The sequence below is a fragment of the Streptomyces sp. NPDC041713 genome (assembly GCF_055591085.1).
Genome location: NZ_JBVIZY010000008.1, coordinates 1 through 12,260, shown reverse-complemented (window position 1 = coordinate 12,260; position 12,260 = coordinate 1). Strand labels below are relative to the sequence as shown.

Annotated in this window: 9 protein-coding genes; all 9 read right to left on the bottom strand. The window is 72.5% G+C overall.

Features of this window, described 5'->3' with window-relative positions:
* Positions 1–91 precede the first annotated feature (91 nt).
* Positions 92–1,219, bottom strand: coding sequence for an enolase C-terminal domain-like protein (locus ACZ6CV_RS23940; RefSeq protein ID WP_469252769.1), 1,128 nt, complete (start codon positions 1,217–1,219; stop codon positions 92–94).
* Positions 1,216–3,039 carry a thiamine pyrophosphate-requiring protein gene (locus tag ACZ6CV_RS23935; protein ID WP_469252768.1) on the bottom strand — a complete coding sequence of 608 codons (1,824 nt, stop codon included), beginning with the start codon at positions 3,037–3,039 and terminating at the stop codon, positions 1,216–1,218. The genes ACZ6CV_RS23940 and ACZ6CV_RS23935 overlap by 4 nt, the downstream gene beginning before the upstream one ends.
* A 67-nt stretch (positions 3,040–3,106) precedes the next feature.
* Positions 3,107–6,148: an FAD-binding and (Fe-S)-binding domain-containing protein gene (locus tag ACZ6CV_RS23930; RefSeq protein ID WP_469252767.1), complete on the bottom strand. Its 3,042-nt coding sequence runs from the start codon at positions 6,146–6,148 to the stop codon at positions 3,107–3,109.
* Between the two features lie 255 nt (positions 6,149–6,403).
* Positions 6,404–6,598 carry a hypothetical protein gene (locus tag ACZ6CV_RS23925; protein WP_469252766.1) on the bottom strand — a complete coding sequence of 65 codons (195 nt, stop codon included), beginning with the start codon at positions 6,596–6,598 and terminating at the stop codon, positions 6,404–6,406.
* Positions 6,599–6,990: 392 nt separating this feature from the next.
* Positions 6,991–7,524, bottom strand: coding sequence for a GNAT family N-acetyltransferase (locus tag ACZ6CV_RS23920; RefSeq protein WP_469252765.1), 534 nt, complete (start codon positions 7,522–7,524; stop codon positions 6,991–6,993).
* Between the two features lie 129 nt (positions 7,525–7,653).
* On the bottom strand, positions 7,654–7,980 hold the full coding sequence (locus ACZ6CV_RS23915; RefSeq protein ID WP_469252764.1) for a plasmid stabilization protein: 327 nt from the start codon (positions 7,978–7,980) through the stop codon (positions 7,654–7,656).
* Positions 7,981–8,035: 55 nt separating this feature from the next.
* Positions 8,036–10,444 carry a 1,4-alpha-glucan branching enzyme gene (gene glgB / locus ACZ6CV_RS23910; RefSeq protein ID WP_469252763.1) on the bottom strand — a complete coding sequence of 803 codons (2,409 nt, stop codon included), beginning with the start codon at positions 10,442–10,444 and terminating at the stop codon, positions 8,036–8,038.
* 135 nt (positions 10,445–10,579) lie between these two features.
* A complete protein-coding gene (locus ACZ6CV_RS23905; RefSeq protein WP_469252762.1) occupies positions 10,580–11,920 on the bottom strand; it encodes a maltokinase N-terminal cap-like domain-containing protein in 1,341 nt (446 codons plus the stop codon).
* 13 nt (positions 11,921–11,933) lie between these two features.
* On the bottom strand, positions 11,934–12,260 hold a 327-nt coding region (locus ACZ6CV_RS23900), incomplete at its 5' end, for an alpha-glucosidase C-terminal domain-containing protein (RefSeq protein ID WP_358779408.1).

The following is a 12,260-nucleotide window of genomic DNA, read 5'->3' as shown; positions in this document are numbered from 1 at the left end:
GTGGGGGTCCTCTCCGGTCGGGCTCGGTGCGGGGGTCGAAGGGGCGAGGGGTCGAAGGGGCAGGAGGTCGAGGGGGCGAGGGGATCGCGGGTCAGGAGATGCGGTAGGGCTCGGCCGCCCGGTGCCGGAAGGTCAGGCCGAGTCCCGGCTCGCCGGAGGCGCCCGGCCGGATCGACCCGCCGGCCGGATCGAGGACGCCGTCGAAGAGCAGCCGCTCGATGCGGGTGTGGTCGTGGAACCACTCCAGGTGGCGGGTGTTGGGCACGGCGGCGGCCGGGTGGGCGTGCAGGTGCGGGGCGCAGTGCCCGGAGATCTGCAGCCCTGCGGCCTCGGCGAGCGCGGCGGCGCGCAGCCATACGGTGATGCCGCCGCACCGGGTGACATCGGCCTGGAGACAGTCGACGGCGCCCGCGTCGAGCAGATGGCCGAAGTAGGCGAGGGTGTAGCCGTACTCGCCCGCGGCGACCTCCGGCGTGACCGCGGCCCGGATCCGCGCGAGGCTCGTCAGGTCGTCCGAGGAGACCGGCTCCTCGAACCAGGTGACGCCCTGGTCGTCGAGGTGGCGGGCGACACGGACGGCCTGTTTGACGGAGTACGCGCCGTTGGCGTCGACGTACAGCCGGGCGCCGTCACCGATGCTGCGCCGGGCCTCGGCCACCCGGGCGCGGTCCCGCCGCTCCTCCTCGCCCCAGGACTCCCCCACCTTGATCTTGACCCGCGGAATGCCCAACTCCTCCACCCAGGTACGGAGTTGGCGGTCCTGCTGTCGTTCGTCGTACGTGGTGAAGCCGCCGCTGCCGTACACCGGCACCCGCGTCCGGCTCGCCCCCAGCAACCGCACCAGCGGCAGCCCGAGCACACGCGCCTTGAGGTCCCACAGCGCGACGTCGACGGCGGAGAGCGCGCCCGCGGCCACACCCGGGCGGCCCGCGTTGCGCAGCGCCCGGTGCATGGCCTCGTTCGCCGCGGACACGTCCCACACGCACCGTCCGGTCACCACCGGCGCGAGCTGATCACTGACGACACGCGCGGTGGCCGGAGCCCCGTAGGTGTAGCCGAGCCCTTCGGTGTCGCCGCTGCGCGCCCGCACCAGGACCAGGGTGGTGGAGCTCCAGGTCAGTGTGCCGTCGCCCTCCGGCGCGTCGGTGGGCACGGTGTAGACGCTCACGTCCACACCGTCCACCGACGGATCCGCCTCGGGGCGGGCACCAGGGCTCATGCGCCGTCCGCTCCCCCGCGCGTCCCGGAGCCGCCGCCGGAGCCGCGTCCGGGCAGCATCTCCTGGACCTTCGCCTTCAGGCCCTGCCGGATCATGCCGACCCGGTCGCTGTCGCCCTTCACGACGGCCGAGGCTGCGGCCTCGATCTGGTCCAGGCTCGCGTGCGGCGGGATCGGCGGCACCGCGGGGTCGGTGCGGAAGTCGATGACGAACGGCCGGTCGCTGCCGAGCGCCCGGTGCCAGGCCGCCTCCACGTCCGCCGGCTTCTCGACGCGCACCCCGCCGAGCCCGATGGAGGTGGCGAAGTCGGCGTAGGGCACGTCGGGCAGCGACTGCGAGGGCAGGAACTGCGGGGCGCCGGACATCGCGCGCATCTCCCAGGTGACCTGGTTGAGGTCCTGGTTGTTGAGGACGGCGACGACGAGGCGCGGATCGCGCCACTCCTGCCAGTACTTGGCGATCGTGATGAGCTCGCCGAGCCCGTTCATCTGCATGGCGCCGTCGCCCACGATGGCGATGGCGGGGCGGTCGGGGTGGGCGAACTTGGCGCCGATCACGTACGGGACGCCGGGGCCCATGGTGGCGAGGGTGCCGGACAGGGAGCCGCGCATTATGCCGCGCATGCGCAGGTGGCGTGCGTACCAGTTCGCGGCGGAGCCGGAGTCGGCGGCGAGCATCACGTCGTTCGGCAGCAGGGCGTCCAGCGCGTGCACCACGTACTCGGGGTTGATGGGGTCGGCCTCCACCGCGGCGCGCCGTTCCATCACCTCCCACCAGCGTGCGGTGTCCTTCTCGATCTTCTTCCGCCAGGAGCCGTGTTTCTTCTTCTTGAGCTGCGGCAGCAGGGCCTTGAGCGTCTCCTTGGCGTCACCGACCAGGTTGACCTCGAAGGGGTACCGCAGCCCGATCATGTGCGGGTCGATGTCGATCTGCACCGCGCGGGCCTGGTCGAGCTCGGGCAGGAACTGGCTGTACGGGAAGCTGGAGCCGATCACGAGCAGCGTGTCGCAGCCCTGCATGAGCTCGTACGAGGGGCGGGTGCCGAGCAGCCCGATGGACCCGGTCACGTACGGCAGGTCGTCGGGGAGCACGTCCTTGCCGAGCAGCGCCTTGGCGACCCCGGCGCCCAGCGTCTCGGCGAGCACCTCGACCTCGGCGCGGGCCCCGCGGGCGCCCTGGCCGATGAGCACCGCGACCTTCTCCCCCGCGTTCAGGATCTCGGCGGCGCGGGTGATCTCGGCCGGGGCGGGGACGGGCGCGTACGAGGCCATGCCCAGGCTGGAGGGCACCATCTTGAACGCGTGGGTCGGCGGCGAGTAGTCGAGTTCCTGCACGTCGGCGGGGACGATGATCGCGGTCACCGTGCGGCGCGCGTAGGCGGTGCGCATGGCCCGGTCGATGACGTTGGGGAGCTGCTCGGGGACCGTCACCATTTCGCAGAAGTCGGACGCGACGTCCTTGTAGAGGCTCAGCAGGTCGACTTCCTGCTGGTAGGAGCCGCCCATGGCGGTGCGGTTGGTCTGTCCGACGATGGCCACGACGGGCACGTGGTCGAGCTTGGCGTCGTAGAGGCCGTTCAGGAGGTGGATCGCGCCCGGGCCCGACGTCGCCGCGCACACCCCGACCTTGCCGGAGAACTTCGCGTAGCCGACGGCTTCGAACGCGGACATCTCCTCGTGCCGGGACTGGATGAACCGGGGCTTGTCGTCCGCTCGTCCCCAGGCGGCCAGCAGGCCGTTGATGCCGTCTCCGGCGTACGCGAAGACGCGCTCGACGTCCCACTCGCGCAGACGCTGGAGGATGTAATCGGAGACTTTCATGGACACGGGTGCTTCCTTCCTGGGAGGGCTGAGCTGGGCGGTGCGGGGCCCTGCGGAAAGGGGCCGGTCAGCGGCGATGTCGGTGTCGGCGGGCCAGCGCGGTCGCGCCGATCGCGGCGCCCGCACCGGCGGCGGTCACGGCCGCGGTGACCAGGCGCGGCGCCGAGCGCGGCACGGTGGGGCGGGCGATGAGCCGTTCGGGCCGGTCGGCCGGGAGCGGGCCGTCCAGGGCGAGCGCCAAGGCTTCGGCCAGGTGCATCGCGCGGCGGCCGGTGCCGCCCTGCTCGATCTGGGTGCGGCAGCTGAAGCCGTCCGCGAGGACCAGAGCGCCGGGCGCGGCCTCGCGCACCGCGGGCAGCACGCCGAGCTCGCCGACCGCCATCGACACGTCGTGGTGGTCGCGTTCGAAACCGAAGTTGCCGGCGAGGCCGCAGCATCCGGCGTCCAGGACGTCGGCCTCGATGCCGGCGCGGCGCAGCAGCTCCCGGTCCGCGTCGTCCTTGAGTACGGCGTGCTGGTGGCAGTGGGTCTGCACGGTGGCGAGGCGTGCGAGGCGCGGGGGTCGCCAGCCGTCGGGGGCGTCGTCGACCAGGAGTTCGGCGAAGGTCCTGAACTGCCGGGCGAGGCGGTGCACGTCCTCGTTGTGGGGCAGCAGCTCCGGGGCGTCCGAGCGGAAGACCGCGGCGCAGGACGGCTCCAGGCCGACCACCGGGGTGCCGGCCTCGATCCACGGGCGGAGGACTTCGATCGTACGGAGCAACACCCGCTCGGCGACGCCGAGTTGGCCGGTCGAGATCCAGGTGAGGCCGCAGCAGACGGCCCGGGTGGGCACCGCGACGCGGAAGCCGGCGTCCTCCATGACCCGCACGGCGGCCTTGGCGATGGCCGGGTGGAAGTGCGTCGTGAAGGTGTCCGGCCACAGCACGACGGTGCGCGGATCGTGCGGGTCGGGCTCGGGCGCCGCGCGCCGCCGCCACCACTGGACGAAGTTCTCCTCGGCGAACACGGGTGCGTCCCGCTCGCCGGAGACGCCCGCGAGCCGTTTGCCGGCCCGGGCCAGTCCCGGAGCGTGCAGCGCGGCGTTGGCCAGCCGCGGGGCGAGCGCGGAGAGCCGGGCCCAGAGCGGCAGCCACCCCATGGAGTAGTGCGCGGCGGGCCGCAGCCGTTTCGCGTAGTGGTGGGAGAGGAACTCGGCCTTGTACGTGGCCATGTCGACCCCGGTGGGGCAGTCGGACTTGCACCCCTTGCAGGCCAGACAGAGGTCGAGCGCGTCGCGCACCTCGGTGGAGCGCCAGCCGTCGGTGACCGGCGAGTCGGCGTGGCCGCCCAGCATCTCGAACAGCAGCCGCGCCCGGCCCCGGGTGGAGTGCTCCTCCTCGCCGGTCGCCCGGTAGGACGGGCACATCACACCGCCCTGGTGGGTGCGGCAGTTGCCGATGCCGACGCAGCGCTTCACCGCCTGGGTGAAGGAGTGGTCGTCGTCGGGGTAGCCGAAGTGGGTGTCCGGGGTGGCGGGGCGCCAGTCGACGCCGAGCCTGAGGTTCTCGTCCACCCGGTGCGGTGCGACCACCTTGCCGGGGTTCATCCGGTCGTCGGGGTCGAAGAGCGCCTTGACCCGCCCGAACGCCTCGATTACGCGGGGCCCGTACATGCGCGGCAGCAGCTCCCCGCGGGCCTGCCCGTCGCCGTGCTCCCCGGAGAGGGATCCGCCGTACGAGGAGACGAGGTCTGCGGCGCGGAACAGGAACGCGCGGAACGTGGCGAGCCCCTGCGCGGTCGTGAGCTCGAAGGGGATCCGCGTGTGCACACACCCCTGCCCGAAGTGCCCGTACAGGGACGGCCGGCCGTAGCCGAACTCCGTGAAGAGGTCCTTGAGGTCGCGCAGGTAGTCGCCGAGCCGCTCCGGCGGGACCGCGGAGTCCTCCCAGCCCTCCCAGGTCTCCCGCCCGTCGGGCGGCCGCGCGGTGACGCCGAGCCCGGCCTCGCGGGCCTTCAGCATCCGCTGTTCCCGGTCGTGGTCGTCGGAGAACGCCACGGTGTCGTCCTTCTCGCCGCGCCCCAGTGCCTCCAGGAGCGCGTGGGCCTTCTGGTCCACCTCGTCCCGGCTGTCCCCGGTGAACTGCAGCAACAGCCAGCTCTCGCCCGCCGGGAAGTTGTCGAGCGAGTCGAGGTAAGCGCCTTCCTCGCGCATGAGCTGGGCCATGCGGTCGTCGATGGCCTCCAACTGGGTGGGGGCGCTGTGCTCCAGGAGCCGCGGCACGTCGTCGGCGGCGGCGCAGATGTCGTCGTAGCCGAGGACCAGCATGGCCTCCGTCGACGGGACCGGCACCAGCTCCAGCTCGGCGCGCAGGACGGTGACGAGCGTGCCCTCGCTGCCGACCAGGGCGCGGGCCACGTCGAAGCCGTTCTCGGGGAGCAGGGAGTCCAGGTTGTAGCCGGACACCCGCCGGGGGATCCGCGGAAAGCCCTGCCGCACGTCCGCCAGACAGCTCTGGATGATCTCGCGCAGGCCCCGGTACAGCTCGGCGCGCCGCCCGCCGCCCGCGACGATCTCCTCGTACTCCGCGTCCGTGGTCGGGCCCACCCACATCCGGGCGCCGTCGTAGGTCAGGATCTCCAGGCGCCGTACGTTCTCCACGGTCTTGCCGTACGCCTGGGCGGAGGCGCCGCACGAATTGTTGCCGATCATGCCGCCGAGCGAGCAGTGGCTGTGCGTGGACGGCTTGGGGCCGAACTTCAGGCCGTGCCGGTCCAGCTGCCTGTTCAGCTCGTCGAGCACCAGACCCGGCTCGACCACACAGGTCCGCTCCTCCGGATCGACCGAGAGCAGCCGGTGGCAGTGTTTGGTCCAGTCGATGACGACCGCGGTGTTGGTGCACTGACCGCCCAGGCTGGTCCCGCCGCCTCGGGAGAGGACGGGGGCCCCGAACCGGGCGCAGACGGCGACCGCCTCCGCCCCGGCCTCGACCGTACGGGGCACCACGACGCCGATCGGCACCTGCCGGTAGTTGGAACCGTCCGTCACATACGCGCCGCGGCTGCCCGCGTCGAAGCGCACCTCGCCGTCGACCTGCTCGCGCAGCGCTCGCTCCAGACCGACGACATCCATGACCTCATTCACCCCTCTGTCGCGCCGACCGACAACCGGAACCGGGCGAGGGCACGCGTACCGCGCGGCGTCCACGTCGGTCCGCACGGCGGGTAACCGCCCGAACGGACGCGGAAACACGTCGCTCATGTGTCTCTGGCGCCGTCCGCCCCACTGGCCGGGAAGTAGGTGCGGTGAGAAACTTTCAGCAGTTCTGCGAGGAGGAGCAGGCGTACGCAACCGACGGCCGGCGGGAAACGGGCGGCGGACCGGCGTTCAGATCGCCTCGCGGGCCCCGGAGTGGCGCAGCAACTGCCGCTCCAGCTCGTGCCGTACGTCCGCGCAGAGGGACCCGGTGCGGCCCCACTCGACGACCAGCTGGGCGACGTGGAACGGCTTGATGTCCGTGGCCAGCGAGATCTTCCGCAGGATGTCCCGCGCCTCCGCGGCCGTGCACCTGCCGACACTCACGATCACACTCGCGGCACGCTCGCCGGCGGCCCTGGACGCGGCCGCTTGCCGGCCCCCGTCGTCGGTCTCGACCGGTTCCTGCGCCCGCCGCCGCATCGCGGCCCGCGGCCGCCCGGCGCCACGCTGCCCTGCACCCTCTGATGGCACGGTGCCCTCCGCTCGTGACAACGCCCCCAGCTCATGGTCGGGCCCGAACCGTCACCGAGCAACCGGACGGGCTCTCACCCCGCCCGGGCCCGGGCAGCGGCGAGCCCGCCGGCAGGTGTGGCAGGAAGGCATCGGTCGCGAAGCCCCCACGCGCGCCTACACCGAGCGACTCGCCATGATGGCCCGCCGCCCCGCGGAGACCGTCCAGGCGGCCCGGCCCGAGCCCTCCGAAGATCAGCCCGGCCTCAGGCCTCGTACTCCGTGAGGTCAATCGCGTGGACGCTCAGGGGGTAGCCGTACTCCGGGTGGTCCGTGACGCGTTCGGGGGTCATGCCGAGCTTGGCGATGACGTTGGCGGAGGGCCGGTTCTCCGGGCGGTCGATGCTGATGACCCGGTCGAGGCCGCGGTCCTGGAGGGCGAACTCGAGCGTGGCCTGGGCGGCCTCGGACGCGTACCCCTGGCCCCAGAACGGCGTGCCGAGCCGCCAGCTGATGGCGACGGCGGGCATGACCTCGGGCAGGAACTCGGGCACGGTGAGGCCCGTGAAGCCGGCCAGTTCACCCGAGGCCAGGAGCTCGACGGCGAAGAGGCCGAAGCCCTCGTCGTCCCACTCGTCCTCCCAGCGCTCGATCTCCTCCGCCGTGCGCTCCAGGTCGTGGACCGAGCCGTCCTCGATCCAGTGCATGACGCGGGGGTCCGCGTTGATGTCCGCCATGGGCACGAGGTCGTCGTCGTGCCAGCGGCGCAGGAGGAGGCGGGGCGTGCGGATCTCTGTCATGCGCTCATCCTGCCGGTGGCGGCGGCGACGGCGGTAATCGGCCCGTCGGGCACGGACACGTGCGGGCGGCCCGAGACTCCCCGGGGCTCGGCCGCCCGGACGGTGTCGCGCACATGGGGCCGCCGCAGCTCAGCGGCCGAGCGCCTGCTTGAGTTGCTTCTTGTTCATCGAGGAGCGGCCCTCGATGTTCTTCTTCTTGGCCTCCTCGTACAGCTGGTCGCGGGTCGGGCCCTCGGCCCCGCTGTGCGAGCGCTCGCCGCCGCGCTCGGAGGCGGACTTCTTGTCGCGCGTCGAGGTCTTGCTCGCCGTCTTCGACTCACCGGAGCGCGCGCGTTCCTTGTTCACGGTACGCGCGGCGATCTCCTTCGCGCGCCCCTTGGACGCTCCGCGGTCCTCGGCGCTGTCCTTGATGTGCTCGTACTGCCGTTCGCGCTTCTTGCTGGATCCAGCAGGCATGGGATGCCCCTTTCCGTGTCGGTTCCCGATTCGGCGGTCGTCCGGTGGCCGGCGGTCACGCCGGGCGCAGCCACACAGTTCCCAGCGGCGGCAGCGTCACACATAGGCGTCCCGGCCCGTCGCCGCCCGCCGGCCGCTCGGGCTTCAGCGGACCCATATTGCGGACGTCGCCGCCGCCGTAGCGGGCCGCGTCCGTGTTGAGGGTCTCCTGCCAGGCGCCGACGGAGTCCGGCACGGCCAGCTCGTACCCGTGACGCACCACCGGGGAGAAGTTGCTCACCGACAGCAGCGGGGTGCCGTCCTTGGCGTACCGCAGGAAGGCCACGACGTTGTCCTGCGCCGCGTCCACGACGACCCACGAGAACCCGGCCGGCGTCGTGTCCTGCTCCCAGAGGGCGGGCGCGGTCCGGTACTGGTGGTTGAGGTCCGCCACCAGCTCCTGCACGCCGAGGTGATCGGGCCGCGCCGGCCAGGCCTCGTCCAGGAGCCCCCAGTCGAGCCCGTGCTCCTGTGACCACTCGGCTCCCTGGGCGAACTCCTGCCCCATGAAGAGGAGTTGCTTGCCGGGGTGGGCCCACATGTAGGCCAGGTAGGCGCGGTGGTTGGCGCGCTGCTGCCACCAGTCGCCGGGCATCTTGGAGACCAGCGAGCGCTTGCCGTGCACGACCTCGTCGTGCGAGAGGGGCAGCAGGTAGTTCTCGCTGTACGCGTAGACCATCGCGAAGGTCAGGTCCGAGTGGTGGTACTGGCGGTGCACGGGCTCGTGCGCGACGTACTGCAGGGAGTCGTGCGACCAGCCCATGTTCCACTTCAGGCCGAAGCCCAGGCCCCCGTAGCCGCCGGCGCCGGTCTCGTGGGTGGCCCGGGTGACGCCGTCCCACGCGGTCGACTCCTCGGCGATGGTGACCACGCCGGGGCAGCGCCGGTAGACGGTGGCGTTCATCTCCTGCAGAAAGGCGACGGCGTCCTCGTTCTCCCGGCCGCCGTGCGCGTTGGGCGCCCACCGGCCCTCCTCGCGGGAGTAGTCGAGGTAGAGCATCGAGGCCACGGCGTCGACGCGCAGGCCGTCGATGTGGAACTCCTCGCACCAGTACGTGGCGTTGGCGACCAGGAAGTTGCGGACCTCCTTGCGGCCGTAGTCGAAGGTGAGCGTCCCCCAGTCGGGGTGCTCCGCGCGCCGCGGGTCGGCCGGCTCGTACAGGTGCTCCCCGTCGAACGCCGCCAACGCCCAGTCGTCGCGCGGGAAGTGGGCGGGCACCCAGTCCATGAGCACCCCGATGCCCGCCTGGTGGAACGCGTCGACGAGGAACTTGAAGTCGTCGGGGGTGCCGAGGCGCGCGGTCGAGGCGTAGAAGCCGGTGACCTGGTAGCCCCAGGAGCCGCCGAAGGGGTGCTCGGCGACGGGCATCAGCTCGACGTGGGTGAAGCCGAGGTCGGACACGTACGCGGGGAGCTGTTCCGCCAGCTGACGATACGTCAACCCCGGCCGCCACGACGCCAGATGGACCTCGTACACCGAGAACGGCGCCTCGTGGACCGGCACGTCGCCGCGCCGCCGCATCCACTCGTCGTCCCGCCACTCGTACGTCGAGACGTCCACGATCGAGGCGGTCGCCGGCGGCACCTCCGTACGGCGCGCCATCGGGTCCGCCCGCATGCTCCGGCTGCCGTCGGCCCGCGTGACGTCGAACTTGTACAGCGTGCCCGCGTCGATCCCGGGCACGAACAGCTCCCACACGCCGGTCGAACCGAGGGAGCGCATCGGGTGGGCGGTGCCGTCCCAGTGGCAGAAGTCGCCGCACACGCGCACGCCCCGGGCGTTCGGCGCCCAGACGGTGAAGCGGGTGCCCCGCACCCCCTGGTGGGTCATCGGGTGCGCGCCCAGCGCCTGCCACAGCTGTTCGTGGCGACCCTCCCCGATGAGGTGCAGGTCGAGCTCGCCCAGGGCGGGCAGGAAGCGGTAGGGGTCCTGCAGCTCGACCTCACCGCCCTCGTACGTCACACGCAGCTCGTACGCGGGGATCGGGGCCACCGGCGCAGGGGCCACCGGAGCGGAGGCGGCCGGGTCCGGAGCGCCGGAAGCGGTCGAGTCCGGGGCGTCCGGGGCCAGGGGCAGGACGCCCGAGAAGAAGCCGTCCCCCACACTGTTCAGCCGCAGGCTCCGCCCGCCCTCGACGACGACCCGCACCGCATCGGCGAACGGGCGCAGGACCACGAAGGCGATCCCGCCGGGCACCGGATGCGCGCCGAGCACGGCGTGCGGGTCATGGTGCGTGCCCGACAGCAGCCGGTCACGATCCCCGGGGTCGAGCGGCGCCTCGGCCGGGACGGCGTCGAGCGGCGCCTCGGGGCGGGTGTCGCGGCCGCCGGCGCGCCGCTTGACCGCGCGGACCGACCGCGCGGGGCGCGGGCGCTCGAGGAGGGCGGCCGCCGGATCGGGAGCGGACGTATCGGTGGTGGCCACGGATTCAGCTCTCCTCTGGTGAGGGGTGGGGGCGGGTCGAGGGGTAAGCGGGACGGTGGATCGAGGGAGTGGCACGTCGGACGAGCGGAGCAAGGGAGCAGAAACGTTTCGTCGACGCGGTGGCCGGGGTGGGGGTCATGGGCCCTCCGCCAGCCGGGCCAGCGCCGCCATGGGCACGGGCAGCCATTCCGGCCGGTGCCGGGCCTCGTACAGCGCCTCGTACACCGCGCGGTCCGTTTCGTGGGCCCGCAGCAGCGCGCTCTCCGTGCGCGGGTCCCACGACGCCGCCGCGGCATAGCCCGCGCAGAACGCCTCACGGCAGCGGTGCGCCCACTGCGGCTGCCAGGGGCGCTCGGAATGGGCCGCGTAGTCGAACGAGCGGAGCATGCCGGCGATGTCGCGCACCGGGGCCTGCAGCTGCCGGCGTTCGGTGAGCGGTCTGGCCGGTTCGCCCTCGAAGTCGATGACGAACCACCGGTCCCCGGCCCGCAGCACCTGGCCCAGGTGCAGATCGCCGTGGATCCGCTGGTCGGGCCGGTGCCGGCCGCCCGCGGCGACGACGTCGTAGGCGCCGCGCAGCCGCGGCACGTACGGGGCGAGCGCGGGCACCTGGCTCGCGGCCACCTCCAAGCGTTCGGCCATCGCGGCGGCCAGTTCTGCGCCCTCACGGCGGTCCGGCGGCCGGGGCTCGAAGACCTGGGCCAGGGCGAGGTGCACCTCGGCGGTGGCGCGCCCGAGTTCGTATGACTCGTCGGTGAACTCCTCGCCCGCGTCCAGGGATTGCAGCGCCAGCGTCCAGCCGTCCGTCGCGTCGCGCAGGAAGGGCTGAAGCACGCCGAGTGTCGTCCGGCGCGGCTGCTCGGTCCAGAACCAGGCCACCGGGGCGGGCACCCGCGCGCAGCCTTCGCCGGCCAGCGCGCGCGGCACCTCCAGGTCCGGGTTGGTGCCGTACTGGATGCGGCGGAAGAGCTTCAGGATGAAGCGGTTGCCGTAGACCAGTGAGGTGTTGGACTGCTCGCCGTCGAGCAGCCGGGGCGTGAGCCCGGCCGGCACCTCGCTTCCCGCGTCGCGCTCGAAGCGCAGCGGTCCCGCCGCGCCCGGGGTGCGCAGCCGTTCGAGCAGCAGCCCGGCCGAGCGGGGGTCCAACAGGGCGTCGTACACGCTGAGTCCGGCGAGCGGACCCGCGGTGGGCCTGCCGATGACCGCGTGGTGCAGCCGGGGCGGCAGTTCCTCGCGGATGCCGAGGACGAGTTGGTAGCAGTGCGGGGTCGTCCCGTCGTGCCGGGTGCTGATCAACAGATGCAGACAGCCCGGGTGCAGCGTGGTCATCGACACCACGGAGAGGTCCGTGATGGGCCATCCCTTGGCCGCGAACCACCGCTGCTTCGGGAGCCATTCCCGGAGCAGCCCGGCCAGTGACCTCAGCACCAGGGGCGGGCTGAGGCTGTCCTGTGTGAGCGGTGCGGTCTCGAGCATGCGACACGTCCCTTCAGAGGCGCACGGCGGGGGCCGCCGGACGGGGCGGAGGAAGGTCGTCGCGCAGGCGGAACCAGTAGAAGCCGTGTCCCGCGAGAGTCAGCAGATAGGGGAGTTCACCGATGGCCGGGAAACGGACGCCGCCGACGAGCTCGACGGGGTGGCGTCCTTCGAAGGTCTGGAGGTCGAGTTCGGTGGGCTGGGCGAAGCGGGAGAAGTTGTGGACGCACAGGACGAGGTCGTCTTTGTATTCGCGCAGGAAGGCGATGACGGCGGGGTTGGTGGAGGGGAGTTCGGTGTAGGAGCCCAGGCCGAAGGCGGGGTTCTGTTTGCGGATCTC